The sequence below is a fragment of the Pseudomonas sp. NY15181 genome (genome assembly GCF_048068055.1).
In the GTDB taxonomy this organism is placed as follows: domain Bacteria; phylum Pseudomonadota; class Gammaproteobacteria; order Pseudomonadales; family Pseudomonadaceae; genus Pseudomonas.
On the sequence record NZ_JBLUPT010000005.1, the window covers coordinates 198,548 to 224,169 of the forward strand.

General features: G+C 66.2%; 22 protein-coding genes and 2 pseudogenes. 10 read left to right on the forward strand and 14 right to left on the reverse strand.

Features of this window, described 5'->3' with window-relative positions:
- The first annotated feature begins 97 nt into the window (after window positions 1–97).
- The 5 genes and pseudogenes from tssB to ACNFBT_RS14655 all read left to right on the forward strand — a co-directional run bounded on the left by tssB (window position 98) and on the right by ACNFBT_RS14655 (window position 5,263).
- The gene (gene tssB, locus ACNFBT_RS14635; RefSeq protein ID WP_416750423.1) at window positions 98–601 is read left to right on the forward strand and encodes a type VI secretion system contractile sheath small subunit; all 504 of its coding nucleotides are present in this window, start codon (window positions 98–100) and stop codon (window positions 599–601) included.
- A 30-nt stretch (window positions 602–631) separates the two neighbouring features.
- Complete coding sequence (gene tssC, locus ACNFBT_RS14640; RefSeq protein WP_416750425.1) at window positions 632–2,170, forward strand: type VI secretion system contractile sheath large subunit; 1,539 nt, start codon at window positions 632–634, stop codon at window positions 2,168–2,170.
- 24 nt (window positions 2,171–2,194) lie between these two features.
- A pseudogene (gene tssK / locus ACNFBT_RS14645) lies at window positions 2,195–3,742 on the forward strand (type VI secretion system baseplate subunit TssK); the annotation flags it as partial.
- Window positions 3,741–4,013: pseudogene (locus ACNFBT_RS14650) on the forward strand (type VI secretion system baseplate subunit TssE); the annotation flags it as partial. The pseudogenes tssK and ACNFBT_RS14650, both read left to right, overlap by 2 nt.
- 20 nt (window positions 4,014–4,033) lie before the next feature.
- Window positions 4,034–5,263, forward strand: coding sequence for an OmpA family protein (locus ACNFBT_RS14655; RefSeq protein WP_416750427.1), 1,230 nt, complete (start codon window positions 4,034–4,036; stop codon window positions 5,261–5,263).
- Between the two features lie 9 nt (window positions 5,264–5,272).
- Here the strand turns inward: ACNFBT_RS14655 and ACNFBT_RS14660 are convergent, their stop codons facing one another.
- The 9 genes from ACNFBT_RS14660 to eat form a co-directional block, all read right to left on the reverse strand.
- Window positions 5,273–5,899, reverse strand: a complete 627-nt coding sequence (locus ACNFBT_RS14660) for an START domain-containing protein (RefSeq protein WP_416750429.1) — start codon at window positions 5,897–5,899, stop codon at window positions 5,273–5,275.
- A gap of 296 nt (window positions 5,900–6,195) precedes the next feature.
- Entirely contained in the window at window positions 6,196–6,726 is a 531-nt protein-coding gene (ppa, locus tag ACNFBT_RS14665; protein WP_416750431.1) for an inorganic diphosphatase, read from the reverse strand.
- Window positions 6,727–6,806: 80 nt separating this feature from the next.
- Window positions 6,807–7,625 carry a zinc-dependent peptidase gene (locus ACNFBT_RS14670; protein ID WP_416750433.1) on the reverse strand — a complete coding sequence of 273 codons (819 nt, stop codon included), beginning with the start codon at window positions 7,623–7,625 and terminating at the stop codon, window positions 6,807–6,809.
- 6 nt (window positions 7,626–7,631) lie between these two features.
- On the reverse strand, window positions 7,632–8,291 hold the full coding sequence (locus tag ACNFBT_RS14675; RefSeq protein WP_416750435.1) for a DedA family protein: 660 nt from the start codon (window positions 8,289–8,291) through the stop codon (window positions 7,632–7,634).
- A 201-nt stretch (window positions 8,292–8,492) separates the two neighbouring features.
- Window positions 8,493–9,377, reverse strand: coding sequence for a substrate-binding periplasmic protein (locus tag ACNFBT_RS14680; RefSeq protein ID WP_416750437.1), 885 nt, complete (start codon window positions 9,375–9,377; stop codon window positions 8,493–8,495).
- A gap of 93 nt (window positions 9,378–9,470) precedes the next feature.
- Entirely contained in the window at window positions 9,471–9,935 is a 465-nt protein-coding gene (locus ACNFBT_RS14685) for a GNAT family N-acetyltransferase (protein ID WP_416750439.1), read from the reverse strand.
- A 386-nt stretch (window positions 9,936–10,321) separates the two neighbouring features.
- Window positions 10,322–11,119, reverse strand: a complete 798-nt coding sequence (gene eutC, locus ACNFBT_RS14690; protein WP_416750441.1) for an ethanolamine ammonia-lyase subunit EutC — start codon at window positions 11,117–11,119, stop codon at window positions 10,322–10,324.
- 10 nt (window positions 11,120–11,129) lie between these two features.
- Window positions 11,130–12,524 carry an ethanolamine ammonia-lyase subunit EutB gene (locus tag ACNFBT_RS14695; RefSeq protein ID WP_416750443.1) on the reverse strand — a complete coding sequence of 465 codons (1,395 nt, stop codon included), beginning with the start codon at window positions 12,522–12,524 and terminating at the stop codon, window positions 11,130–11,132.
- Window positions 12,525–12,535: 11 nt separating this feature from the next.
- Complete coding sequence (eat, locus tag ACNFBT_RS14700) at window positions 12,536–13,900, reverse strand: ethanolamine permease (RefSeq protein WP_416750445.1); 1,365 nt, start codon at window positions 13,898–13,900, stop codon at window positions 12,536–12,538.
- Window positions 13,901–14,230: 330 nt separating this feature from the next.
- On the opposite strand from eat, the gene ACNFBT_RS14705 reads away from it, so the two are divergent.
- Window positions 14,231–15,283: an AraC family transcriptional regulator gene (locus ACNFBT_RS14705; RefSeq protein ID WP_416750447.1), complete on the forward strand. Its 1,053-nt coding sequence runs from the start codon at window positions 14,231–14,233 to the stop codon at window positions 15,281–15,283.
- 270 nt (window positions 15,284–15,553) lie between these two features.
- Here the strand turns inward: ACNFBT_RS14705 and ACNFBT_RS14710 are convergent, their stop codons facing one another.
- On the reverse strand, window positions 15,554–17,074 hold the full coding sequence (locus ACNFBT_RS14710; protein WP_416750449.1) for an aldehyde dehydrogenase family protein: 1,521 nt from the start codon (window positions 17,072–17,074) through the stop codon (window positions 15,554–15,556).
- A 320-nt stretch (window positions 17,075–17,394) separates the two neighbouring features.
- Here ACNFBT_RS14710 and ACNFBT_RS14715 point away from each other — a divergent pair, with 320 nt between their 5' ends.
- The 4 genes from ACNFBT_RS14715 to ACNFBT_RS14730 all read left to right on the forward strand — a co-directional run bounded on the left by ACNFBT_RS14715 (window position 17,395) and on the right by ACNFBT_RS14730 (window position 22,066).
- Window positions 17,395–19,308 carry a sigma-54-dependent Fis family transcriptional regulator gene (locus ACNFBT_RS14715; protein ID WP_416750451.1) on the forward strand — a complete coding sequence of 638 codons (1,914 nt, stop codon included), beginning with the start codon at window positions 17,395–17,397 and terminating at the stop codon, window positions 19,306–19,308.
- A gap of 496 nt (window positions 19,309–19,804) precedes the next feature.
- Window positions 19,805–21,157 carry a UDP-N-acetylmuramate:L-alanyl-gamma-D-glutamyl-meso-diaminopimelate ligase gene (gene mpl, locus ACNFBT_RS14720; RefSeq protein WP_416750453.1) on the forward strand — a complete coding sequence of 451 codons (1,353 nt, stop codon included), beginning with the start codon at window positions 19,805–19,807 and terminating at the stop codon, window positions 21,155–21,157.
- A gap of 2 nt (window positions 21,158–21,159) precedes the next feature.
- A complete protein-coding gene (ubiX, locus tag ACNFBT_RS14725; protein WP_017521701.1) occupies window positions 21,160–21,789 on the forward strand; it encodes a flavin prenyltransferase UbiX in 630 nt (209 codons plus the stop codon).
- Window positions 21,779–22,066 (forward strand): YceK/YidQ family lipoprotein, encoded by a 288-nt coding sequence (locus tag ACNFBT_RS14730; RefSeq protein WP_416750670.1) that lies wholly within the window; start codon window positions 21,779–21,781, stop codon window positions 22,064–22,066. The genes ubiX and ACNFBT_RS14730 overlap by 11 nt, the downstream gene beginning before the upstream one ends.
- Before the next feature lie 161 nt (window positions 22,067–22,227).
- On the opposite strand, the gene ACNFBT_RS14735 is transcribed toward ACNFBT_RS14730, so the two are convergent.
- The 4 genes from ACNFBT_RS14735 to ACNFBT_RS14750 all read right to left on the reverse strand — a co-directional run bounded on the left by ACNFBT_RS14735 (window position 22,228) and on the right by ACNFBT_RS14750 (window position 25,462).
- Entirely contained in the window at window positions 22,228–22,869 is a 642-nt protein-coding gene (locus ACNFBT_RS14735; RefSeq protein ID WP_416750455.1) for an oxidoreductase, read from the reverse strand.
- A gap of 41 nt (window positions 22,870–22,910) precedes the next feature.
- Window positions 22,911–24,629, reverse strand: coding sequence for a C13 family peptidase (locus ACNFBT_RS14740; protein ID WP_416750457.1), 1,719 nt, complete (start codon window positions 24,627–24,629; stop codon window positions 22,911–22,913).
- Between the two features lie 84 nt (window positions 24,630–24,713).
- Entirely contained in the window at window positions 24,714–24,926 is a 213-nt protein-coding gene (locus ACNFBT_RS14745; protein ID WP_152220258.1) for a TM2 domain-containing protein, read from the reverse strand.
- Window positions 24,927–25,006: 80 nt separating this feature from the next.
- A complete protein-coding gene (locus ACNFBT_RS14750) occupies window positions 25,007–25,462 on the reverse strand; it encodes a MaoC family dehydratase (RefSeq protein WP_416750459.1) in 456 nt (151 codons plus the stop codon).
- Window positions 25,463–25,622: the final 160 nt, after the last annotated feature.

Below are 25,622 nucleotides of genomic sequence, written 5' to 3' on the forward strand. Positions count from 1 at the left end.
CCTGGACTGATGGTATGAGCAGGGGCGCTGTTGCCGTGGATTCCAGTCACATATGCCTCCGTATCGAACGGCTGCTGCGGGGGAGTCTGGAGAAAATATGGCTTCGAACAGCTTCCAAAACGAAGTACCCAAGGCACGGGTCAACATCAAGCTCGACCTGCACACCGGCGGCGCCCAGAAGAAGGTCGAGCTGCCGCTGAAACTGATGGTGATGGGCGACTACAGCAACGGACGGGAGCAACGCCCGCTGTCCGAGCGCAGCAAGATCAACATCGACAAGAACAACTTCGACAACGTGCTCGCCGAGTTCTCCCCCAGCCTGAAGCTGGCGGTGGAGAACACCCTGGCCAATGACGCCTCGGAAGCCGCCGTCGAACTCGCCTTCAAGAGCATGAAGGACTTCGAGCCCGAGCAGGTGGCCCGGCAGATTCCGCAACTGCGCGCCCTGCTCGCCATGCGCAACCTGCTGCGCGACCTCAAGTCCAACCTCCTGGACAACGCCACCTTCCGCCACGAGCTGGAACGCATCCTCAAGGACGACGCCCTCAGCGACGAACTGCGCGCCGAACTGGCCGCACTTGCGCCGCACGACGCCCGCTAACGCATCCGGATAATCGAAGGAAGGTCACCCATGTCCGTAGAACATACGTCCGCCCCCACGCGCGGCGCCGCTGTATTGAACGAGGAAAACCAGGGCGTCTACGCCGCCCTGTTCAGCAAGATCAACCTCAGCCCCATCAGTGAGCTGGGTGGGCTCGAGGCCTACCAGAACACCGAGGCCCTGTCCGAGGCCTCCGCCGATGAGCGCGTCACCGCCGCCGTCAGCGTATTCCTCGACCTGCTCAAGAAGTCGTCGCAGAAGGTCGAGCGTCTCGACAAGACGCTGCTGGATGAACACATCGCCTCGCTGGACGCGCAGATCAGCCGGCAGCTCGATGCGGTCATGCATCACCCGGACTTCCAGCGCGTGGAATCCACCTGGCGTGGCGTCAAATCGCTGATCGACCAGACCGACTTCCGTCAGAACGTGCGCATCGAACTGCTCGATATCAGCAAGGAGCACCTGGTGCAGGACTTCGAGGACGTGCCGGAGATCGCCCAGAGCGGCCTCTACGTGCATACCTACACCCAGGAGTACGACACCCCCGGCGGCGAGCCCATCGCGGCGGCCATCTCCAACTACGAATTCGACCGCAGCCCGCAGGACATCGCCCTGTTGCGCAACATCTCCAAGGTCGCTGCCGCAGCGCACATGCCGTTCATTGGCTCGGTGGGGCCGGCGTTCTTCGGCAAGGAGTCGATGGAGGAAGTCGCCGCCATCAAGGACATCGGTAACTACTTCGACCGCGCCGAGTACATCAAGTGGAAGTCGTTCCGCGACAGCGACGACGCCCGCTACATCGGCCTGACCATGCCGCGGGTCCTGGGGCGCCTGCCCTATGGTCCGGACACCCTGCCGGTGCGCAGCTTCAACTATGTCGAGAGCGTCAAGGGCCCGGACCACGACCGCTACCTGTGGACCAACGCCTCGTTCGCCTTCGCCGCCAACATGGTGAAGAGCTTCATCAACAATGGCTGGTGCGTGCAGATTCGCGGCCCGCAATCCGGCGGTGCGGTGACGGACTTGCCGATTCATCTCTACGACCTCGGCACCGGCAACCAGGTGAAGATCCCATCCGAGGTGATGATCCCGGAAACCCGCGAATTCGAGTTCGCCAACCTGGGCTTCATCCCGCTGTCGTACTACAAGAACCGCGACTACGCATGCTTCTTCTCGGCCAACTCGAGCCAGAAGCCGGCGCTGTACGACACCGCCGATGCCACCGCCAACAGCCGGATCAACGCGCGCCTGCCGTACATCTTCCTGCTGTCGCGCATCGCCCATTACCTGAAGCTGATCCAGCGCGAAAATATCGGCACCACCAAGGACCGTCGCGTCCTGGAGCTGGAGCTCAACAAGTGGATCGGCGGGCTGGTCACCGAGATGACCGACCCCAGCGATGACCTGCAGGCTTCCCACCCGCTGCGCGAAGCGAAAGTGATAGTCGAGGACATCGAGGACAACCCGGGCTTCTTCCGCGTCAAGCTGTATGCCGTGCCGCACTTCCAGGTGGAAGGCATGGACGTCAACCTGTCGCTGGTTTCGCAGATGCCCAAGGCCAAGGCCTGATCCATCCCATAGGGAAACCACGTCATGTACATCGACCGCCCCCTATGGGCTGCGGGGACATTATTGTCCCCGCAGCAGTTCCAGCAGCAGGCGCGCTGGGAAGCATGGACCAACGAGTGCCTCGCCCACCTATCCCTGGTACACCCCTGGGGGGTGCTGGCGGTGGCGTTCGACATGGACGCCCTGCGCCTGGGGAAACTGAAGGCTTCGCGCCTGAGCGTTCGGATGCCGGATGGCACCCTGATCGACACCGACCGGGTCGATCAGCTTCCCCCGGCGCTGGAGCTTTCCCGGCTGTTACCGGACGGCACCCAGAGCGCGGAGCTGCTGCTGGCCCTGCCGCTGGAACAGGCCAACGGCAACAACTGCGTGCTCGAGGGTGGCAGGGCGGATCGCCCGACGCGCTATCGGCACGACTGGCGCCAGGTTCAAGACCTCTATGGCGACGAGTCGCAGTCGATCGGCGTGCTGGAACACCAGCTCAGTCTGCGCCTCTCCAGTGACGACAATGGCGACTACCTGACCTGCCCGATCCAGCGCTTGATGCGCGACGGCCACGGCGCCTGGACGCTGGATGCGGATTACGTACCGCCGCTGCTGAGCTTCGCCGCGCATCCCGGGCTGCTCACGCAACTGGACAATCTGCTGACCCAGCTGTCGGCCAAGCGTCAGCGGCTGATGGGCATGCGCCGCGAAAGCAACCAGCGCATGGCCGATTTCGCGGTGGCCGACGTCTCGCTGTTCTGGCTTCTCAATGCGCTCAACACCTACCAGCCCGTCCTGGCGGACCTCAAGGCCCACCCTGGTCGTCATCCCGAGCAGGTCTACCTGGAACTGGCAAAGCTGGCCGGCAGCCTGCTGACCTTCTCGCTGGAGCACGACATCGAGCGGATTCCGGCCTATCGGCACGAGCAACTGGAGACCGTCTTCCCGCCGCTGATGAGTACCATCTCGACCTTGCTCGAGGCCAGCCTGCCTTCGCGGGTCATTGCGCTGGTGCTGGAGTCCATGGGCGCCAACCGCTGGCAGGTCTCGCTCAACGACCCGCTGCAACTGGACCCGTTGCAGAGCGAATACCTGCTGCGCCCCATGCGTCTGCAGGACGGCCATACGGAAGTCTATTCGGTGGACCGGGTCACCGCCTCGCGGAACGCAGAGCGCGAGGACTATGTGCCCTTCACCAGCTTCCGCCACAAGGGCGGGATGCTGCGCGACGAGGCGCCGGAGCGCTACTTCCATACGCGCCTGCGGCGGGCCGCGAACGGTCTGCACGATACCTGGCTGATCCTCGGCGGCGAGGGCTTCGACGCCGACCGCCTGCGGCTGAACGAGAGTCTCTCGCTGCGACTGACCGGCACCAACGGCCAATTGCCGCGCAAGGCATTGCAGAGCACCTTGCTCGATACCCTGGTGCAGTCCACCCAGGCCGGTCTGCGGGTGCGCAACCTGTGCGCGCCGACGCTGCCCTGCTATCCGCCCAACCGCGACCGCTTTCATTGGCGGGTACTCAGCCACCTGGGCTCGAACTTCCTGCCGATGCTGGACAACGCCGACGTACTGCGCGGCACCCTTCGGCCTGCCCGACATGGGCCAGATACTCCAGGGACTGCCAGCCGCGGCGCACGGACTGATGGGCAGCCTGACCCACACGCTGCTCAAGTACGAGCCGCGCCTGGCGGAGCTGAACATCCAACTGCTGCCGCAGTCTCGGCCGGGGCACCTGGAATACAGCCTCGACGTACACCTGAAAAGCGGTGAGCGGGCGACCTTCGGCACCACCCTCGCGCCGGCGGGCAAGGTCCTGCTGCGCCACCTGAAACGGCAGAACTACCTGCCGCTGTAGCCCTCACGGATGGATGGGAAATGAGCGCCCTGGCTGAACTCGGAATCCGCCCCGGAAGCGACCCCCGTGGGCGTCGTGAATTCGCTGCGCTGTGCGAGGAACTGGCGAAGCTGAGCCATCCCGCCCGGCCGGACGTCGACTGGATGAAGGTCGAGCAGTATTGCCTGGGGTTGTTGCAGAGCAACGGTGGCGATCTGCAGACGGTTGCTTTCCTGGTCTTGGCGCTCGGCCATCGGCGTGGGATGGCCGGGATGGCCGAGGGGGTGGAGCTGCTGGAGCGGTTGCTGGCCGCCGGGACGGCGCGCCTGTGGCCGCCCCAGGTGTCGGCGCGGGCGGACATCCTGACGTGGTTGTTCACTCAGCTTCAGCCGTTGCTGCGGGGGCTGGAGGCCAGCGCTCGGGACTTGCCGGTGGTCAGCCAGGTGGCCGCGGGGCTGGCGCTGCTGGACGAGTCGCTGCGCCGGCAGAGCGAACGCCCGCTCGTGCCGCTCCAGGCATTCCGTCAGCAGGTTGACAGCCTCGCTGCGCGCCTGGAACGCTGCACCGGCACGCCGCCATCGAGTGGTCGGGTGGTGGGCCGGGTGGCGCTCGGTGAGCGAGCGACGCCGGCAGTGGTGACGGAGACGAACGTAGCGGCCACGCCCGTCGTACCTGCGCCGCCGGTGGCCGTGCTGGAGCCCTCGGTCCCGCCGCAAAAGCCTGGCGGGCCCGTGCGCTCCGGCGTTCGCCGAGGCCTGTGGTTGGCGGGCCTCGCGGTGGCACTACTGTTGCTCGGACTGCTGGGCTGGCTTCATGGGCAGTCCGCCTGGCGGGCGCAGCAGGCGACCGGGGCGCTGGAGCCGGTGTCTGTCGACACAGCCCCGGCCGCCGTCGCCGAACCGCTCCGGCTGGACAGCCGACTGTTGTTCGCCTCCGGCAGCGCGCAGCTCAAGTCCGATGCCACCAAGGTGCTGGTCAATGCGCTGGCGCACGTCAAGGCTAGGCCGGGGTGGCGGATCGTCATCGCCGGTCATACCGATGGCAGGGGCGATGTGCAGCGTAACCTACAGCTGTCGCGCGAGCGTGCCGCCGCGGTACGCGACTGGATGCAGAGCATGGGCGACGTGCCCGAGGACTGTTTCTCCGTTCAGGGCTATGGGGCGAGCCAACCGATCGAGAGCAACGAGACCGAGGCCGGTCGGGCGGCCAATCGACGCGTCGATATCCAGCTGCGGCCCGAGCCGGGGGCCTGTCAGGTCGGCGGGGAGTGAAGACGGGCGTCAGTAGCCCGGCTGGCGGATTCCCTGGTGCTCCGCTACCACCTTCAGCATCCGTAACGACTCGAACGGTGCATCCACTACGAACTGGTTCGCCAGCCACGACGGCACGCTGCCGCCGGGATCGCCGCGCATTTCGTAGGTGACTTCGGTGAGCTCCGGGCCCTTGGGGATCATCTGCCAGGTGCCGGAAAGTGTCGGCACGCGGATGCGCCCCTTCACCGGCGGAATGTAGTCCGGTGCGGCTTGCAGGCGGCGAATCATGCCGCCGTCCGGGGTGTCCTCGGTCTTCACCTGCAGCACCAGGTCACGGGGCGCGGCGGGCCAGGGGAGTTTGGTATCCAGGTAGACCCAGATCGCGTCGTCGCTGTACTTGAGCAGGCGCATCTGCGCGCAGGCATAGAGCCATGCGCAGGACACGCGCAGGTTCTCCTGCAAGTGCCCGAGGGTCGCGACATCGGCTCTTACCAGGGTCACGCCTCGGAAGCTCTTGTACGGCGAGCCCGGCACGTCGCTCAGGTAGACACGGATGCCGTTTTCTTCCTTCGCCAGTTGCCAGTGCTCCGCCTGGGCCTGGACGATGGCCGGGGCGGTCAGCAGCAGGACGATGAGCAGCGAGAGGTGTTTCATGGCGGCGCTCCCAAGGGGATAGCCCGATCTTAGGCGCTTTGGATGACGCTGGCGCAATGGCCGGCGAGCGGTCGCGGGGCTTTTCGCAGGCATTAAAAAAGCCGGCTTGTGGCCGGCTTTCAGGGGGTGGTCCAACCTTACTTCTGGTAAAGCAGACCGCCTTGATTCTGTGGCGACGCAGTGAGCTGCGTGCGGGGCGCAGATAGTAGCAAAGCCGGGACGAAAAGCCTAATCCCGGTCATGAAAAAGCCCCGCCTGGGCGGGGCTTTTCGCGGCGCGGATGATCCGCGCGACCATCACTTGCCCTGGTAGGCGGCGACGGCCTTGTTGATGTAGTCGTGGGCCTGAGCGGCATCGCCCCAACCTTCGACCTTCACCCACTTGCCCTTTTCGAGATCCTTGTAGTTCTCGAAGAAGTGCTTGATCTGCTCCAGCAGCAGGGCCGGCAGGTCGGTGTATTCCTTCACGTCCTTGTACAGGACGGTCAGCTTGTCGTGCGGTACGGCGATCAGCTTGGCGTCGCCGCCGGCTTCGTCGCTCATGTTCAGCACGCCGACCGGACGGGCGCGGATGACGGAACCCGGAGCAACCGGATAGGGGGTCACGACCAGCACGTCCAGGGGGTCACCGTCGTCGGCCAGGGTGTTCGGGATGTAGCCGTAGTTGGCCGGGTAGAACATCGGGGTGGCCATGAAACGGTCGACGAACAGGCAGTCGGTGTCCTTGTCGATTTCGTACTTGATCGGCGCGTGGTTGGCCGGGATCTCGATGGCGACGTAAATGTCGTTCGGCAGGTCTTTGCCAGCCGGGATGCTGCTGTAGCTCATGGACGACTCCAGATAGTGGTCGGGCCGAAAAAGTGCGGCGGATTATAGGCAGATTGCCGTGGCCAAGCCACAGACATCGCCTAGTGCGCCTGAGTTTCCTGATATTCGGGATGCTCGCCCTGCAGCTTGTGCAGGCGCGAAAGCGGATCTTGCCGGTAGAACAGCGAAAGCTGTTCATAGACTTTGGGATAGGCCGCGTGCAGCAGGTCGGGCGCGGTGAAGAAGTACTCGCTGGTGACGGCGAAGAATTCCGCCGGGTTCTCCGCGGCATACGGATCGATGGCGGTGTGTGCCTGCGGGTCGCGGTCGAGCCGGCGGTTCATGTCGTCATAGGCGCTCTGCATGGCGGAGGCCCAGTCGGTGACGCGCATGTCGCGGTGCAGCGGCGGCAGGCCGTTGGCATCGCCATTGAGCATGTCCAGCTTGTGCGCCAGTTCGTGGATCACCAGGTTGTAGGCGTCCCAGCCGCCGCCGTTTTCCACGCCGGGCCAGGCAAGGATCACCGGGCCTTGCAGCGAGGTCTCGCCAGCGCGCTCGTCGTCGAACTCGTGGATGACGCCCGCCGGGTCGCGGTGCTTCTGCGGGCTGACGAAGTCGTCGGGGTAGAGCACCAGCTCGTGGAAGCCCTGGTACCAGTTCAGCTCCGGCAGGTGCAGCAGGGGCAGTTGTGCCTGGGCGGCGAGCAACAGGCGACGGAAGTCGTTCAGCTCCACGCCGGGGAGGGCAGAGAGGTGCTTGTCGCGCAGGAAGAGCAGCGCCCGCTCGCCGAGCAGGCGCAGTTCGTCTTCGTTCAGGCCGTCGAGGATAGGTAGGTGCCGGCGAACCTGTGCCCACAGCTGCGCGTCGAGCGGATGGCGGGCGAGGAAGCGCCGGCGGCGCCAGTCGCTGAACGACCACATGGGCGATCAGCGCTCGCCGGTCTGGGCCTTGGCCGACGGGCGCAGTTTGTGGCGGATGATGCCGATGATCATCGGCAGCAGGGAGAAGGCGATGATGCCGATGATCATCAGCGAGAGGTTCTGCTTGATGAACGGCACGTTGCCGAAGAAGTAACCCAGGGTCACCAGGCCGCCGACCCAGGCGATGCTGCCGGCCACGCTGAAGGCCAGGAAGCGCAGGTAGGGCATGTAGGCCATGCCGGCGACGAAGGGCGCGAAGGTGCGCACGATGGGCAGGAAGCGCGCCAGGGTCACGGTCTTGCCGCCGTGGCGTTCGTAGAAGGCGTGGGTCTGGTCCAGGTAGTCGCGGCGGAAGACCTTGGAGTTCGGGTTGGCGAACAGCCGCTTGCCCAGCGTTCGACCGATCACGTAGTTGGTGCTGTCGCCGGTGATCGCCGCGAGCAGCAGCAGGCCGCCGAGCAGCCAGGGGTCCATGCCGCCGGCGGCGCAGATGGCGCCGGCGATGAACAGCAGGGAGTCGCCCGGCAGGAAGGGCGTTACGACCAGGCCGGTCTCGCAGAAGATCACCAGGAAGAGGATGGCGTAGATCCAGGTGCCATAGTTGGCTACCGCCAGCGACAGGTAGGTGTCGAGGTGGAGAATCAGGTCGATCGGGTTGAAATCCATGAGAAGCCTGTTTTGACAGCGGGGTGAACGGCCGGGATGCGCATTATAGGGACGGTTGCGTGCCGGAGACGCAGTTCTTCGCGTCCTGCGACGAACGTCAATTCAGGATATTACAGGTCGAAGGTGAAAATTCGGTTGGGGCGGTGGCAGAAATGCCCTGTGACAAATGGGCCGCCCGCTCAGCCTGACCGACGGCCGGTGTCAGAGCAGGCTCGCCTGCCAGCTCAACAGTTCTGGCCGGGCGGGCGGGGCATGGGTGCTGCCGAGGTGCTGCGCTGGCCGAGTGGCGGGCGCCGGCCGTTGTTCGACGACGGGGTGGTCCGCCACTTCGCGGGAGCGCATGGCGGTTTCCAGGTGCGCCTCGGCGATCAGTTGCTGCAGGCGCCCGCTGCGACGCAGGGTGCGCAGGCTGCGGTCGAGGCTGGCGGCCAGCGCTTCGCCTTCCGGGCGCTTCCTGGGGACCAGGACATAGAGCGGTTTGATGTCCAGCGGCGGCTCCACGAAGACCAGTTGATCGCGCAGCGCCGGGGCGTTCTGGGCGAGCAACTGATAGCCGGTATAGCGGTCCGCCACCGCCAGGTCGATGCGCCCGCGCAGGAGTTTTTCCAGGTTCTGCCAGTCGCTGCTGACCACTTCCTTGTTGAGATAGTCGGCGGCGTCGAAGGCGCTCTGGTTGACGTAGCCACGCACCACGCCAATGCGGTAAGGACGCAGGCTGTCGAGATCGCCGGGGACGATGGACACCGCGTGGTCGCGGCGGCGGAAGAAGCCGAGCTGGGAGTCCAGCAGCGGCATCGAGGTGTAGAAGTCGCGGCTGCGGTCGGCGGAGAGGTAAGCGGGCATCAGCGCATCGAAACGGCCTTCGCGGGTTTCGTTGAGCGCCCGCTGCCAGGGCAGGAAGACCAACTCGGCCTTGTCGCCATTGAGCGCCAGGGCTTCGTCGAGGATGCGGCTGGCCAGGCCGCGACCGGGCAGGTCGGGGCCGACGTAGGGAGCCCAGTCCAGCGTGGCAATGCGCAGGGTCTGCGCCTGGCTGCCGGTGCACAGGAGCGCGAAGAGGAGGCTGACGAGCAGGGGACGACGCATGGCTTCCCTTGGCTGGTGGATGCGGCGAAACGATGGCCGGTCATCACTCTAGTGCGCCCGGCCCGCTGATTCCAGCGGGCCTCGGGGGCGCCGTCAGGTCAGGTCGTCGCTGATCGGCAGAATGTAGTTCTTGAACTCGGTGTCCTCGTGGAAGCCGATGGACTCGTAGACCTTCTGCGCCACTTCGTTGTTGACGCTGGTGGAGACGCGCATGCGCACGGCCTGGGTCTCGCGGGCCATCTGTCGCGCGGCCTGCAGCAGGTGGTCGGCCACCAGCTGGCGGCGCGCTTCCTCGGCGACGTAGATGTCGTTGAGGATCCACACGCGCTTGAGGGACAGGGAGGAATAGCTCGGGTAGAGCTGGCAGAAGCCCAGCAGCTTGTCGTCGCTGTCGTCGGCCAGGGCCAGGTAGATCACCGATTCCTTGCGGCGCAGGCGCTTTTCCAGGAATTTCCGCGAGGATTCGGGGTAGGGCAGCTTGCCGTAGAACTCGCGGTATTTGATGAACAGCGGCGCGAGCAGATCGAGGTGGTCGAGCGTGGCTTGCACGATACGCATGGGCGGGCCTCGGCGTGGTGTGAATGGGCTGGTATGGCAATGCAGGGGCTATGCCAGCGGATAGCCAACGTTTCCGATGCTGCACTAGAAATTGTTGAAAGCGCAATCCAAGCAAGCGTTTGATCTGGACTAGTTGGCAGACCGTTCCCAACAGCCTGTAGGAGCGAGCTTGCTCGCGAAGTTTTGCGAGGTGGTTACGGGGCGACTATGGGTTGGCGACAGAACGCGGGGAATCCGTAGGGCGTACAACCGTTCGCGGTTGCACGCCGATACGCCGGGTCCCGTCGCTGACGCCAGGGCTGAACTCGGAGCGGCCTGAGATCAAGGTCAAACGGCGTATAACGCTGAGCGTTATACGCCCTACGTTCGTTCGACGATTCGCCGCCTCAGGTCAGCAGGAAGTTCGCCCCAGGCCCGGAGCCTTCCAGCGTCGGCAGTTCCGCCTCGTCCTTCAGGTTCACCCCCGACAGCTGCCGGCGGCACGCTTCGCGCATCAGGTACAGCAGGCGGTGGGTGGCCAGGCCGTAGCTCAGGCCTTCGAGCCGCACATTGGAGATGCAGTTGCGGTAGGCGTCGTTCAGGCCGACCTTCGGCGCCCAGGTGAAGTACAGGCCCAGGCTGTCCGGCGAGCTGAGGCCGGGGCGTTCGCCGATCAGGATGACCACCATCTTGGCTCGCAACAGTTCGGCCACTTCGTCGGCCACCGCGACCCGTCCCTGCTGCACCAATGCCACCGGCGAGAGGCTCCAGCCCTCGTTGCGCGCCTGTTCTTCCAGGCGCTCGAGGAAGGGCAGGCTGTGGCGTTGTACGGCCAGCGAGGAGAGGCCGTCGGCGATCACCACCGCCAGGTCGTAGCCCTGGGGATGGCGGTCGGCGTGGCGACGCAGCGTCTCCACCGACGCCTCATCCAGCCGGCGGCCCAGGTCGGGGCGTTGCAGGTAGGTGTCGCGGTCGGTGGCGGCGCTGTGCAGCAGCAGGCATTCGCGGCCGCGTTCGGCCAGCTGCGTGGCCAGACCTTCGCGGTCGAAGGGCAGGTGCACGGCATCGCGGGCCTGGGCATGGGCGAACTGGAAGTCCAGCTGGGCGCGGGTCGGCAGGCTGGTGCCGGCACGGCCCAGGGCGATGCGCGCGGAGGTCAGGCGGCGCAGTTCCTGCCAGGGGTTGGGGATGAAGCTGTCGCTCATCGGACGCTCCTCAGGTCAATTGCGCGAGTGCGTGGCGGAAGGCCGTGGGAAGCTGGCCGGCCATGTGCACGCGGCCGTCCTGCTGGCGGAGGATTTCCATGCGCTCCAGCCAGGCCTCGAACTCCGGCGCCGGTCTCAGACCCAGCGTCTGGCGCGCATAGAGCGCGTCGTGGAAGGACGTGGTCTGGTAGTTGAGCATCACGTCGTCGGAACCGGGGATGCCCATGATGAAGTTGATGCCGGCCACGCCCAGCAGGGTCAGGAGCATGTCCATGTCGTCCTGGTCGGCCTCGGCATGGTTGGTGTAGCAGATGTCGCAGCCCATGGGCACGCCGAGCAGCTTGGCGCAGAAGTGGTCTTCCAGGCCGGCGCGGATGATCTGCTTGCCGTTGTACAGGTACTCCGGGCCGATGAAGCCGACCACGGTGTTCACCAGGAATGGCTTGAAGTGCCGCGCCACCGCATAGGCGCGGGTCTCGCAGGTCTGCTGGTCGACGCCGTGGTGGGCGTTGGCCGACAGCGCGCTGCCCTGGCCGGTCTCGAAGTACATGAGGTTGTCGCCGAGCGTGCCGCGCTTCTGCGACAGCCCGGCCTCGTAGCCTTCCTGGAGAATCGACAGGCTCACGCCGAAGCTGGCGTTGGCCGCTTCGGTGCCGGCGATGGACTGGAACACCAGGTCCAGCGGCGCGCCCCGGTTGATCGCCTCGATGGAGCTGGTGACGTGGGTGAGCACGCAGGACTGCGTGGGGATTTCATAGCGCTGGATGATCGCGTCGAGCATCTCCAGCAGGGTGCAGATCGATTGCAGGCTGTCCGTGGCCGGGTTGATGCCGAGCATGGCGTCGCCGTTGCCGTAGAGCAGGCCGTCGAGCACGCTGGCGGCGATGCCGGCCGGGTCGTCCGTGGGATGGTTGGGCTGCAGCCGCGTGGACATGCGCCCGCGCAGCCCCATGGTGTTGCGGAAGCGGGTGACCACGCGGATTTTCTGCGCCACCAGCACCAGGTCCTGCACGCGCATGATCTTTGACACCGCCGCCGCCATTTCCGGCGTCAGCCCCGGCGCCAGGGCGCGCAGGCTGTGCTCGTCGGCCGCATCGCCGAGCAGCCAGTCGCGCAGGCCGCCCACCGTGAGGTGGCTGACCGGTGCGAAGGCTTCACGGTCGTGGGTGTCGATGATCAACCGGGTGACTTCGTCGCTCTCGTAGGGGATCAGCGCTTCGTCGAGGAAGCGCTTGAGCGGGATGTCGGCCAGCGCCATCTGCGCGGCGACGCGCTCGGCGTCGCTGCCGGCGGCGACCCCCGCGAGGCGGTCGCCGGAGCGCGCCGGGCTGGCCTTGGCCATCACCTCGCGCAGGCTGTCGAAGCGCCAGGTCTGGCCCCCGACGCTGTGGACGAATCCGGACATGCAGACCTCTCTCAGCCTTGGCTGGCGAAGGATGCGTCGGTGCCGCGATTGAGGCTGACCACGATGCTGCAGCAGGAGATGCCGCCGATCATCAGCACCAGGAACACCGAGGCGATAACGCTATTGAACCAGAGCATCGCGGCCAGGCAAAGCAGCGCCAGGGCCAGGGCGATGCCGGGCACCAGCGGGTAGCCCGGGGCGCGGAAGCTGCGCTCCAGGTGCGGCTCGCTGCGGCGCAGCTTGAACAGGCTGAACATGCTCATGATGTACATGACGATGGCGCCGAACACGCTCATGGTGATCATCGCGGCGGTCAGGGTCATGCCCTGCAGGCTGACCAGGCCGTCGCTGAAGATCGCCGCGATGCCCACTACGCCGCCGGCGAGGATCGCCCGATGCGGGGTCTGGAAACGCGAGAGTTTCGCCAGGCCGCGGGGCAGGAAGCCGGCGCGGGCGAGGGCGAAGAACTGCCGCGAGTAGCCCAGGATGATGCCGTGGAAGCTGGCCACCAGGCCGAACAGGCCGATCCATACCAGCATGTGCATCCAGGAGGAGTTGTTGCCGACCACGGCCTTCATCGCCTGCGGCAGCGGGTCGTTGATGTTGGACAGGGTGCGCCAGTCGCCCACGCCGCCGGCGAAGATCATCACGCCGATGGCCAGCGCGACCAGGGTCAGGATGCCGCCGATGTAAGCGCGCGGGATGGTGCGTTTCGGGTCCTTGGCTTCCTCGGCGGCCATGGCCGCGCCCTCGATGGCGAGGAAGAACCAGATGGCGAAGGGGATCGCGGCGAAGATGCCGGCCATGGCCGGGGCGCCGAAGACGTCGGAGCCGGCCCAGCCATTGAGCACGAAGTTGCTGAAGCTGAAGCCCGGCGCCACCACGCCCATGAACACCAGCAGCTCGGCCACCGCCAGTACGGTCACCACCAGCTCGAAGGTGGCGGCGATGCTGACGCCGAGGATGTTCAGGGTCATGAAGATCACGTAGGCGCCAGTGGCCGCCCACTTCGGATCGAGCCCGGGGAACTGCACGTTGAGGTAGGCGCCGATGGCCATGGCGATGGCCGGCGGGGCGAAGACGAATTCGATCAGGGTGGCGACGCCGGCGATCATCCCGCCGGTCTTGCCGAAGGCCCGCAGGCTGTAGGCGAAGGGCCCGCCGGCGTGGGGGATGGCGGTGGTCAGCTCGGTGTAGCTGAAGATGAAGCAGGTGTACATCACCGCCACCAGCAGGGTGGTCACCAGGAAGCCGAGGGTGCCGGCTGCGGCCCAGCCGTAGCTCCAGCCGAAGTACTCGCCGGAGATCACCAGGCCCACGGCGAGCCCCCAGAGATGCAAGGTTCCAAGCGTCGGTTTTAGTTGTGATGCGCTCATCGTGATTCCTCTTTCCCCTAGGGGCGTGGACGGATACCTGAGCCTCGATGGTAGTGGCGCAAAGCCCCGCGAGACTTGACCGCGGGAGCCGGCTTTCGCCGCGCAGGGTCAACTTGCTGTTACCCATCGCCCCACACAGGGCGTCGCGCCCGATCATGGTGCCGGAATCGTGCCAGGTGCCCCATGCTGTGGCAGCTGCAGGCCAGGCGCGGCGCTGGGTTCGGCGCCTGGCGCAATGGGCGCGAGGCACGGGATTTGCTTTGTAAATCGGTCCCCGTTTTCCCGGGGGCGACGTGCCTTGCGTGTTTCATAACAAGATCGGTAACCGTCATGAGCCAGCCCCTGTTCTCCCATCCCGGCCTGAGCGTGCCTCTGGCCAACAACATCGGTGTGCTGTCCGCTGCGGCCAGCGGCCTGGGCCGCTTCATCGGCGACCAGGGTGGCGACATCGATCGGGTCTTCGGCCGTGCGGGCATCGATCCGGAGCGCCTGCTGCATCCCACCCTGAGCCTGGCGCTGACCAACTACTGCCAGGTGCTCGAAGAGGCGGCGCGGCAGTCGGGGTGCGATAACTTCGGCCTGCGTTACGGCGAGCAGTTCCGCCCCCGCGAGCTGGGCCTGCTGGGCTACGTCGGGCTCTGCTCGGAGACACTGGAGGACGCGCTGAAGAACTTCGCCGCGGCCTTTCCCTATCACCAGCACGACACCCTGATCCGCCTGGTGGATTGCGGCGAGTGCTACCGCTTCGACTACCAGGTGCGCCACGGCGCCATCCTCGAGCGCCGCCAGGACGCCGAGCTGACCCTGGGCATGGCGCTGAACCTGATGCGCCATGCGCTCGGCCAGGACTGGGCGCCGCGCGCGGTGAGCTTCGAGCACGCCCGCCCGGAAGGCTGGCAGGAACACTCGCGGGTGTTCGACGCGCCGGTGCTGTTCCAGCGGGGCTGCAACTCCATGCTGATTCCCAAGCGCGACCTCTACGGCCGGCAGATGCCCGAGCGCGACGCCAATTTGCTGTTCCTGGTGCAGGACGTGATCCGCCGCCTGGGCGAGCAGGGCGGGGCGCCGAACCTGGTGGAGGATGCCGGCACGCAGATCCGCCTGGCGTTGAGCGAGGGCGAGCCGTCGCTGGAGATCATCGCCGAGCAGCTCGAACTCACCACTGCGGGCCTGCAGCGCCGCTTGCGCGAGGCTGGGCTGAGCTTCAGCCAACTGGTGGAAAACACCCGTCGTGAGCTGGCGCTGCACTACATGCGCCAACGGCAGCGGCCCATTTCCGAGCTGGCGCCGTTGCTCGGCTATTCCGAGACCAGCGCCTTCTCCCGCGCTTTCCGCCGCTGGTTCGGGGTCAGCCCCCGGCAGTGGCGCAGTGATGCGGAGTGAGCGGCGTAGGGCGTACAACCGTTTGCGGTTGTACGCCGATACACCGTGCTCACCATCAGTCCCGTGGCCAAGCCCGGAGCGCCTTGCAGCCGCGGCTTCGTGATCGGGGCCAGCATGCGCTGAAATCAAGGTCAAACGGCGTATAACGTCGAACGTTATACGCCCTACGTCCATGCTCGCGCGGACGGTTTTCCCGGGCATAAAAAAGCGCGGCCCGCAGGCCGCGCAAAGAGAGATCGGGGGCCGCCCGGCTCGCGCCGGGCGGGTGGATCAGAAGAAGCCCAGCGGGTTGATGTCGTAGCTCACCAGCAGGTTCTTGGTCTGCTGGTAGTGGTCGAGCATCATCTTGTGGGTCTCGCGACCGACGCCGGATTTCTTGTAGCCACCGAACGCGGCATGCGCCGGGTACAGGTGGTAGCAGTTGGTCCACACACGGCCGGCCTTGATGCCACGGCCCATGCGGTAGGCACGGTTGATGTCGCGGGTCCAGAGGCCGGCGCCCAGGCCGTACTCGGTGTCGTTGGCGATCGCCAGGGCTTCGGCTTCATCCTTGAAGGTGGTGACGCCGACCACCGGGCCGAAGATTTCTTCCTGGAACACGCGCATCTTGTTGTTGCCCTTGAGCAGGGTCGGCTGGATGTAATAGCCGCTGGCGAGGTTGCCTTCGAGCTTCTCGACCGAGCCACCGGTCAGGATCTGGGCACCTTCCTGCTGGGCGATGTCGAGGTAGGAGAGGATCTTCTCGTACTGCTGCTGCGAGGCCTGGGCGCCGACCATGGTGTCGGTGTCCAGCGGGTCGCCGCGCTTGATCGCCTTGACCTTCTTCATCACCACTTCCATGAACTGCGGGTAGATGGACTCCTGCACCAGCGCGCGGGACGGGCAGGTGCACACCTCGCCCTGGTTGAAGAAGGCCAGCACCAGACCCTCGGCGGCCTTCTCGATGAAGGTCGGCTCGGCCTGCATGATGTCTTCGAAATAGATGTTCGGGCTCTTGCCGCCCAGCTCCACGGTGGACGGGATGATGTTCTCGGCGGCGCATTTCAGGATGTGCGAACCCACCGGAGTCGAGCCGGTGAAGGCGATCTTGGCGATGCGCTTGCTGGTGGCCAGCGCCTCGCCGGCTTCGCGGCCGAAGCCCTGGACGACGTTGAGCACGCCCTTGGGCAGCAGGTCGCCGACCAGCTCCATCAGCACGCAGATGCCCAGCGGGGTCTGCTCGGCCGGCTTGAGCACGATGCAGTTGCCGGCGGCCAGGGCCGGGGCGAGTTTCCAGGCGGCCATCAGCAGCGGGAAGTTCCACGGGATGATCTGCCCGACCACGCCCAGCGGCTCGTGGATGTGATAGGCGACGGTGCTGTCGTTGATCTCCGCGGCGGAGCCTTCCTGGGCGCGGATGCAGCCGGCGAAGTAGCGGAAGTGGTCGGCTGCCAGCGGGATGTCGGCGTTGAGGGTTTCGCGGATCGGCTTGCCGTTGTCCCAGGTCTCGGTGATGGCCAGCAGTTCCAGGTTCTGTTCGATGCGGTCGGCGATCTTCAGCAGGATGTTGGAGCGGTCCTGTACCGAGGTGCGACCCCAGGCGTCGGCGGCGGCGTGGGCGGCGTCCAGCGCCTTGTCGATGTCTTCGGCGGTGGAGCGGGGGAACTCGGCGATGGCCTGGCCATTCACCGGCGAGGTGTTGGTGAAGTACTGACCCTTCACCGGCGGGACGAACTCGCCGCCGATGTAGTTGCCGTAGCGCGCCTTGAAGGAAACCTTGGCGCCTTCGGTACCGGGGTGGGCATAACGCATGGTCGAATCTCCTGGGTCTTGTGCTTGTTGGGGAGGACGTTGATCAAGCGTAGAGCAAGGGCCGGGCCATGCCAGTGCAAGCCGCGCCGCGCAAGGCTTCGGGGCTTTCGCCCGGTCAGCCCGGAAAGCCCGTTGTGACGCGTCTGGGACAGTGCGTCGTGACACTTTGTCCCGTATTCGTGACAGTCGTGACCTGACGGTCGGCCAGGCGTTGCATTGCCCGGACACGTGGAGGATGCTGTCCGAGGTTCGTGGTCGCTTCATGACGGCGACGGACCTTCGGGGCTGCCTCCCCGTCCCCATTGCGGAGAACAACAAGAATGCGTGCCAACGATATGAGCCGCCACGCCCGCCAGGTCATGACCGTCGCCGAGGGCCGGGTTCGTGCCGGCGATCCCGGCGCCGACCCGTCGATCGCCCGTTCCTGGCTGCGCTGCCTGGAGCAGTACCACCTGGACCCTTCGCAGACCATGGCGCCCACGGTGCTGGAACATGCCCGCATGCTGGAGCGCCGCGAGCGCCTGCAACAGGTGCTGGAAATCGCCAGCGGCGAGATGAGCAGCCTGCACCAGCAACTCTCCGGCGCCGGCCATGCGGTGCTCCTTACCGATTCGCGCGGGGTCATCCTCAACTGCATCAGCGAGGCCGCCGAGCGGCGCACCTTCGAGCAGTCCGGGCTGTGGCTCGGCGCCGACTGGAGCGAGGCGAGCGAGGGCACCAACGGCATCGGCACCTGCCTGGTCGAGCGCCAGGCGCTGACCATCCACCAGGACGAACACTTCCGCAGCCGCCACACCGGGCTGACCTGCTCGGCCAGCCCGGTATTCGACCCCCAGGGCGAACTGCTGGCGGTGCTCGACGTGTCCTCCGCGCGCCGTGAGGTATCGCGGCAAAGCCAGTTCCACACCATGGCCCTGGTCAACCTGTCGGCCAAGGCCATCGAGAGCTGCTACTTCCTGCGGCATTTCGAGGACCAGTGGCTGCTGCGCTTCCACCTGCAGCCGGACGGCCTTGGCCTGTTCAGCGAAGGCATGCTCGCCTTCGACGGCAACGGCCGCATCCTGGCGGCCAACCAGAGCGCCATCAACCTGCTCGGCAGCCATCGCGAGAGCCTGCTCGGGCGCTCGCTGGAGCAGTTCTTCGACTGCCGGCTGGACGACCTCTTCAGCCGCGCCGATCCCCAGCCCAATGCCAGCTGGCCGCTGCGCACCCATTCCGGCCGCACGCTGTTCGCGCTGTTGCGCGGGCAGCGCCCCGTGCCGGCCGCGCCCGTGTTGCCGCGTGCGCCCTTGGCGAAGGGGGTGTGCATCGACGATCCGCAACTGGCCCATGATTTCCGCCGTGCGCTGAAGGTCTACGCCCACGACGTGCCGCTGCTGCTGCAGGGCGAGACCGGTACCGGCAAGGAGGCCTTCGCCCGCGCCGTGCACCAGGGGGGCGAGCGCGCCAGCAAGACCTTCGTTGCGCTGAACTGCGCGGCGATCCCCGAATCCCTGATCGAGAGCGAGCTGTTCGGCTACCGTGGCGGCAGCTTCACCGGTGCGCGCAAGGAAGGCATGCGCGGCAAGCTGCAACAGGCCGACGGCGGCACCCTGTTCCTCGACGAGATCGGCGACATGCCGCTGGCCTTGCAGACGCGCCTGCTGCGCGTGCTGGAGGAACGCCAGGTGGTGCCCATCGGCGGCGAGCCGCAGGACGTGGACATCCGCCTGATCAGCGCCAGCCACCGCGACCTGGAGGCGCTGGTGGCTGCCGGGCAGTTCCGCGAGGACCTCTACTACCGGCTCAATGGCCTGGTGGTGGCGTTGCCGCCGCTGCGTGATCGCGAGGACAGAGGCGCATTGCTCGACCATCTATTGGCCGAGGAGAGCAAGGGCCGCGCAGTGCGGCTGGACGACGACGTCCGCCGTCACCTGCTGGATTACCCCTGGCCGGGCAACGTGCGCCAGTTGCGCAATGTGCTGCGTACGCTGTGCGCGTTGTGCGAGGGCGGGCGCATTCAGATGGCCGACCTGCCGCCGGACCTGCGTCGTGTGGCGGCTCCCGCTGCCGTCGCGCCGGCTGTTGTGAGCGAGGAGGGTGGCGACGCATTGGGCAATGCCGAGCGCCTGGCGCTGCTGGAGGTGCTGGAGGCGCATCACTGGCATGTCAGCCGTGTTGCCCAACAGCTGGGCATCAGCCGCAATACGCTGTACCGCAAGCTCAATCGCCACGGACTGAGCCGCAGGACCTGAACGGGACGGTCACCGTAGAAGCGGACTCCGTCCGCGATCTCTTCGAAGCGGGGCTTATCGCGGGCGGAGTCCGCTCCTGCAAGAGCCCCTCACCCTAGCCCTCTCCCGGAGGGAGAGGGGACCGTTCGGCGCAGGGGAGATCCTTGGCATCAGCCGGCACGAGGGAGAGGGTTGGGATGAGGGGGCGCAGGCACTGACTCTCCGGCAGAAAGCTGGAATGTAGGGCGTATAACGTTCGGCGTTATACGCCGTTTGACCTTGATCGCAGGGTGCTCCGGGCTCAACCAGGCGCTGGCGGCAAACAACGGTGTATCGGCGTACGCACGCGAACGGTTGTACGCCCTACGGTTCGTTCCCGTTACAACATTCCCCGCCCGCCGGGAACCGCCTCTCCACCTCGTCGTCTGATGCCCCGGCGGCGGGCCGCGCGGGGGCGCGCTGTGCTACTCTGCCGCCCATTCGAAGCGCCTTGAAAGGCTTGATTGCAGGAGTCTGCATGCATATCCACATCCTCGGCATCTGCGGCACCTTCATGGGGTCGCTGGCCGTCCTGGCCAAGGAGCTTGGCCACCGCGTGACCGGTTCCGATGCCAACGTCTACCCGCCGATGAGCACCCAGCTCGAAGCCCAGGGCATCGAGCTGATGCAGGGCTATGATCCGGCGCACCTCGAACCGGCACCGGACCTGGTGGTAGTCGGCAACGCCCTGTCGCGCGGCAACCCCGCTGTGGAATACGTCCTGAACAAGGGCCTGCCCTATGTCTCCGGCCCGCAGTGGCTGGCCGACCACGTATTGCAGGGCCGTTGGGTCCTGGCCGCCGCCGGTACCCACGGCAAGACCACCACTAGCAGCATGCTGGCCTGGGTGCTGGAGCATGCCGGCATGAGCCCGGGCTTCCTGATCGGCGGCGTGCCGCAGAACTTCGGCGTCTCCGCGCGCCTGGGCGGTACGCCGTTCTTCGTGGTCGAGGCCGACGAGTACGACAGCGCCTTCTTCGACAAGCGCTCCAAGTTCGTCCACTACCACCCGCGCACGGCGATCCTCAACAACCTGGAATTCGACCATGCGGACATCTTCCCCGACCTCGCCGCCATCGAGCGGCAGTTCCACCACCTGGTGCGGACCATCCCCGGCGAGGGCCTGGTCATCCATCCCGCCTCCGAAACCGCGCTCAAGCGCGTGATCGACATGGGCTGCTGGACCCCGGTGCAGACCACCGGCGAAGGCGGCCAGTGGCAGGCGCGCCTGCTCAGCGAAGACGGCTCGCATTTCGAGGTGCTGTTCGATGGCCAGGTGCAGGGCTCCGTGGACTGGGAACTGACCGGCCAGCACAACGTCGCCAACGCCCTGGCTTGCCTCGCGGCGGCCCGCCATGTCGGCGTGGTGCCGGAGCTGGGCTGCGCCGCGCTGTCGGCCTTCAAGAGCGTCAAGCGGCGCATGGAGAAGGTTGCCGAAGTCAACGGCGTCACGATCTATGACGACTTTGCCCACCACCCGACCGCCATCGCCACCACCCTCGACGGCCTGCGCAAGCGCGTCGGCGATGCGCCGGTGATCGCCGTGGTCGAGCCGCGCTCCAACTCCATGAAGCTCGGCGCCCACCGCGACGGCCTGCCGGAGTCCGTGGTGCAGGCCGACAACGTGTTCTGGTACGCGCCGCCGAATCTCGGCTGGGATCTGGCCGCCACCGTCGCCAGCTCCACCGTGCCGACCCAGGTGTGCGACTCGCTGGAAGCCATCATCGAGGGCGTCAAGGCCATCGCTCGGCCGGGCACCCAGGTGGTGATCATGAGCAACGGTGGCTTCGGCGGCCTGCACGGCAAGCTGGCCAAGGCGCTGGAGGGCTGAACATGGCCGGAGCCGAACGCGTCACCCTCGCCATGACCGGCGCCTCCGGCGCCCAGTACGGCCTGCGCCTGCTCGACTGCCTGGTGCAGGAAGACCGCGAGGTGCACTTCCTGATCTCCAAGGCCGCGCAACTGGTGGTGGCCACCGAGACCGACGTGACCCTGCCAAGCAAGCCGCAGGCGATGCAGGCTTTCTTGAGCGAATACACCGGCGCCGCGCCGGGGCAGATCCGCGTGTACGGCAAGGAAGACTGGATGGCCCCGGTGGCCTCCGGCTCCGGCGCGCCCAGCGCGATGGTGGTGGTGCCCTGCTCGACGGGGACGCTCTCGGCCATCGCCACCGGCGCCTGCAACAACCTGATCGAACGCGCCGCCGACGTGGCACTGAAGGAGCGCCGCCAACTGATCCTGGTGCCGCGCGAGGCGCCGTTCTCCAGCATCCACCTGGAGAACATGCTCAAGCTGTCCAATATGGGCGCGGTGATCCTGCCGGCCGCTCCGGGCTTCTATCACCAGCCGCAGACGGTGGACGACCTGATCGATTTCGTCGTCGCGCGCATCCTCAATCAGCTGGGCATTCCCCAGGACATGCTGCCGCGCTGGGGCGAACATCATCTTGTCAGTGACGAATAAGCTCCTCGCCGCCCTGTTGCTGCTGCAGCTGGGCGGTTGCGCCACCGTGAAGACCCTCAATGCCGCCAAGCCCGATGCGCCGCTGATCTACGCCGGCACCCGGCTGGACTGGTATTCGCTCGATGGCGGTTGTTGCCCGATGGACCGCTTCGGCACCGAGGCGCCGGCCTATCCGGGCCTGGACCTGCCGGGCAGCGCGCTGCTGGATACGTTGCTGCTGCCGTTCTCCATCGCCGCGGAACTGGGTGTCGGCCTGCAGGTGCGCGGCGGGAACTGACGGCGACAGGCACGTAGGGCGTATAACGTTCGACGTTATACGCCGTCTGACCTTGGCGACAGGGCGCTCCGGGGTTGGCCGTGGCGTCGACGACAAATAGCGGCGTATCGGCGTACAACCGCGAACGGTTGTACGCCCTACGTTATGGGGAGCAGCGGGTGTTACTTGCCCAGCCGACGCAGTTCGTCCGACTCGACGACGCGGGTGCCCTTGCCGGTTTCCAGCGCCAGGCGCCAGAGCGCGCGGGCCAGGGCGCAGGCTTCGATGCCGTGCAGCTTGCCCGGCAGGATGCGGGCGAAGGGGGCGGCGAGCAGTTCGGCCAGGCGTACCTCTTCGCGCTGGCCCAGCAGCAGCGAGGGGCGGGCGATGGTCAGCTGCGGCCAGCCTTGCTGGCGCAGGGCGTCTTCCAGTTCGCCCTTGACTCGACTGTAGAAGATCGACGATTTGCTGTCGGCGCCTAGCGCGCTGATCACCACATAGTGCCGCGCGCCCAGCTCCAGGCCGCGCGCGCCCAGCGCCAGGGGCAGGTCGAAATCGATGCTGCGGAAGGCCTCTTCGGAGCCGGCCTCCTTGATCGTGGTGCCCAGGCAGCAGAACACGGTGTCCACCGGACCGGTCAGGTCCGGGATCAGTTCGGCCAGCGGGCCGATGGGGTTTTTCAGGCGCGGGTGTTCGGCCAGCTTCCGTCGGGTGGGGGCCAGCACGCGCTTGACGGTGGGCTCGTTGAGCATGCGGTCCAGCAAGTGCTCACCGGTAAGACCGGTTGCTCCGGCAAGCAGGATATTCGTCGGTGTTGAGTACATCTGTGTTTCTCCCTGACACACTGACAAGCTTAGTTGCCGGCCTATTGTTTTGCCTGTACGGCGACACTCTTGGCATCGAGTGGCCCACGCCTCTGCTGCGATCGCAGGGCCTTCCAATGGTTTAGAACCGCCGGCGGCGCCCAAAGTTGCGGTTCCGACGCTTCGAACTGTTCCTCCTTCTCGCGCCGGGCCACCGTGTCGCTGGCGATCGCGAAGGCTTCCTTGAGGTCGTCCGTCTGTTGGAAGGCCTTGGCGAACAGCGCGTCACCGAAGTAGGTGAAGTCGGCCTCCTCGGAGCAGCCGAAGGATACCCGGTCGGAGCGGGCTGCGGTCATGATCAGGGTCTTGTCGTCCTTGAGCGCGGGAATGAAGCCGCCGCTGTAGCAGGCCGATATCACCAGGACCTTGTAGCGGTCCTTCAACGGCGCGAGCAGGGTGGCCAGTTCGCTGGCCGGCAGGTCGTTGAGCTTGAGGCCGGGCATGTCCAGCACCAGCTCGTGGTCGTGGGAGCCGTGGCTGGTCAGGTGGATGAAGATCAGGTCTTCCGGCCCGCTGCGTTCGGCCAGGGTACGCAGGGTGCGGGCCAGGCTTTCGCGGGTGGCCATCGGCCGGTCGGTGAGATGGTCGCGGTGGTTCACCAGCGTCACCACGCCCAGGGCGCCGAAGCGCTTGCCCAGCAGGTTGGCGACATAATCGGCTTCGCGCAGGAATACGCTCTGCTTGCCGTCGCCGCCCAGGCTCAGGCCGTAGAGCTCGATGGCCGGCGTGGAGCGCGGGATGGCCGCCAGCGCCTTCTCCAGCAGTGGGCCCTGTTCCAGCAGGCCGATTTCCAGGGCATTGGGCAGCAGCGCGCCGTGCTCGTCGCGTATGCGCTGGCCGCCACTCCAGCTGCCGCGCTCAACGCTGCCGTCGTTGTGGGTGAGGGTGCCATCGCCCGAGTATTCGCCACGGGCGAAGCCGCCGTTGTAGACCTGGCCGTCGGCCTGGGTGAGGGTGCCCTTGCCGTCGAAGCGCCATTGGCGGAACCCGCCCTGGTAGCGGCTGCCGTCGCTGCCGATGAACTCGCCCGTGCCGTCCAGCGAGCCTTCCTTGAAGTTGCCCAGCCAGACGTCGCCGGAGAGGTTCTGGAAGCGCCCCTTGCCGTCGAACTGGTCATTGCGGAATTCACCGCTGTAGTGGTCGCCGGCATCGTCGCGGAAGGTGCCCTTGCCATTGAGCGTGCCGTTCTTGAACTGTCCGGTGTACTGGTTGCCGAGGCTGTCCAGGCGCGCACCTTCGCCGTTGGCCTCGCCGCCTGCGAACCAGCCCTGATGACGGGTGCCGTCGGGCAGTTCGAGAGTGCCCGTTCCGTCGTAGCGGCCCTTGCGGAAGCCGCCGCTGTAACTGGTCTTGCCCTGTGTCAGGCGTCCTTCGCCGTCGAACTCGCCCTGCTTGAACTGGCCCTCGTAGTCACTGCCATCGGCGAATTGCAAATGTCCCCGGCCATCGAACAACCCCTCGCGGAACGCACCGACATAGGTCGAACCGTCGCCGCCGTGCCACTTGCCCTGACCGCTCTGCAGGCCCTTGTCGAACTCGCCGTCGTACCAGGCGCCGTTGGGGTAATCCAGGCGGCCTTTTCCCTGTAACTGGCCGTTCACCAAATCGCCACGATAGCGCGCACCATCGGGCAGGCGGCCGTCGGGTGGCGTCAGGGGCTCGCCTTCGCCGCAGGCAGCAAGGAGCAGGGCGAGGCCGAGGGGCAGGAGGTGGCGTGGCATGGGAAGTCTCGAATTGCGGTGGGGCGCGAGTTCAGTGTGGACGTAAAAAAGCCCGCGGGCGCGGGCTTTTTTCAGCGGGCCTGATCAGGTCCACTGGGTGAGCTTGTTGCCTTCCTTGTCCTTGAAGGCACCGACGATGATCATGATGAAGTCGACCAGCGTCCAGATGCCCAGGCCGCCCAGGGTCAGGATCTGCAGGATGCCGGTGCCGATCTTGCCCACGTAGAAGCGATGGGCGCCGAAGGTGCCGAGGAAGAAGCACAGCAGGAAGGCGGGGAGAATGCGTTTTTCGGTCATGGGACTGTCCTTGTGAATGGCCGGAGGCCGCCCTGGCTGGCGGCCGCCGACATTCTAGTCGATAACCGTCAGGAAATGTTTCAGACGAAGCACAGGCTCAGGGATTCGGCGATGTAGGCGGGTTTGGCCTGGCCTTCGATCTCCAGGGTGCAGCGGGCCTTGATCAGCCACTGGCCGGGGTTCTTCTCGGTGATGTCGCTGATGGTCACCTGCAGGCGCACGCGGGAATTGACCGGCACCGGCTGGATGAATCGAACGCTGTCGAGGCCGTAGTTGACCACCATCTTGGGGTTCTCCGGCATCACCAGCAGGCCTTCGCAGAGTTTCGGGATCAGCGACAGGGACAGGAAGCCGTGGGCGATGGTGCCGCCGAACGGGGTCTTCTTCGCCCGTTCCGGGTCTACGTGGATGAACTGGTGGTCCTCGGTGCACTCGGCGAACTGGTTGATGCGCTCCTGATCGATGGTGATCCATTGCGAGTGGCCCAGGTCCTTGCCGATGTAGTCCTTCAGTGCGCTTACAGGTACGAATGCCATGTTCCCTCCGGGGAATGCGTTTTTTTCTTCTAGTGCGTCCAGCAGGTCGTAAAGCAGGCAGTAGATCAACATGGGCACCGGGTATGGTCAAGCCGGCCGCTCGTTAATGCTTTGGGCGAATGCCGTGCCATAGGGGCGCCCGGCTGGGCATAATGGCGCC

Bases quoted from the DNA above. Each gene is read 5' to 3' on its own strand.
- tssB (WP_416750423.1), top strand. From the start codon at position 98: ATGGCTTCGAACAGCTTCCAAAACGAAGTACCCAAGGCACGGGTCAAC.
- tssC (WP_416750425.1), top strand. From the start codon at position 632: ATGTCCGTAGAACATACGTCCGCCCCCACGCGCGGCGCCGCTGTATTG.
- ACNFBT_RS14655 (WP_416750427.1), top strand. From the start codon at position 4,034: ATGAGCGCCCTGGCTGAACTCGGAATCCGCCCCGGAAGCGACCCCCGT.
- ACNFBT_RS14660 (WP_416750429.1), bottom strand. From the start codon at position 5,899: ATGAAACACCTCTCGCTGCTCATCGTCCTGCTGCTGACCGCCCCGGCC.
- ppa (WP_416750431.1), bottom strand. From the start codon at position 6,726: ATGAGCTACAGCAGCATCCCGGCTGGCAAAGACCTGCCGAACGACATT.
- ACNFBT_RS14670 (WP_416750433.1), bottom strand. From the start codon at position 7,625: ATGTGGTCGTTCAGCGACTGGCGCCGCCGGCGCTTCCTCGCCCGCCAT.
- ACNFBT_RS14675 (WP_416750435.1), bottom strand. From the start codon at position 8,291: ATGGATTTCAACCCGATCGACCTGATTCTCCACCTCGACACCTACCTG.
- ACNFBT_RS14680 (WP_416750437.1), bottom strand. From the start codon at position 9,377: ATGCGTCGTCCCCTGCTCGTCAGCCTCCTCTTCGCGCTCCTGTGCACC.
- ACNFBT_RS14685 (WP_416750439.1), bottom strand. From the start codon at position 9,935: ATGCGTATCGTGCAAGCCACGCTCGACCACCTCGATCTGCTCGCGCCG.
- eutC (WP_416750441.1), bottom strand. From the start codon at position 11,119: ATGAGCGACAGCTTCATCCCCAACCCCTGGCAGGAACTGCGCCGCCTG.
- ACNFBT_RS14695 (WP_416750443.1), bottom strand. From the start codon at position 12,524: ATGTCCGGATTCGTCCACAGCGTCGGGGGCCAGACCTGGCGCTTCGAC.
- eat (WP_416750445.1), bottom strand. From the start codon at position 13,900: ATGAGCGCATCACAACTAAAACCGACGCTTGGAACCTTGCATCTCTGG.
- ACNFBT_RS14705 (WP_416750447.1), top strand. From the start codon at position 14,231: ATGAGCCAGCCCCTGTTCTCCCATCCCGGCCTGAGCGTGCCTCTGGCC.
- ACNFBT_RS14710 (WP_416750449.1), bottom strand. From the start codon at position 17,074: ATGCGTTATGCCCACCCCGGTACCGAAGGCGCCAAGGTTTCCTTCAAG.
- ACNFBT_RS14715 (WP_416750451.1), top strand. From the start codon at position 17,395: ATGCGTGCCAACGATATGAGCCGCCACGCCCGCCAGGTCATGACCGTC.
- mpl (WP_416750453.1), top strand. From the start codon at position 19,805: ATGCATATCCACATCCTCGGCATCTGCGGCACCTTCATGGGGTCGCTG.
- ubiX (WP_017521701.1), top strand. From the start codon at position 21,160: ATGGCCGGAGCCGAACGCGTCACCCTCGCCATGACCGGCGCCTCCGGC.
- ACNFBT_RS14735 (WP_416750455.1), bottom strand. From the start codon at position 22,869: ATGTACTCAACACCGACGAATATCCTGCTTGCCGGAGCAACCGGTCTT.
- ACNFBT_RS14740 (WP_416750457.1), bottom strand. From the start codon at position 24,629: ATGCCACGCCACCTCCTGCCCCTCGGCCTCGCCCTGCTCCTTGCTGCC.
- ACNFBT_RS14745 (WP_152220258.1), bottom strand. From the start codon at position 24,926: ATGACCGAAAAACGCATTCTCCCCGCCTTCCTGCTGTGCTTCTTCCTC.
- ACNFBT_RS14750 (WP_416750459.1), bottom strand. From the start codon at position 25,462: ATGGCATTCGTACCTGTAAGCGCACTGAAGGACTACATCGGCAAGGAC.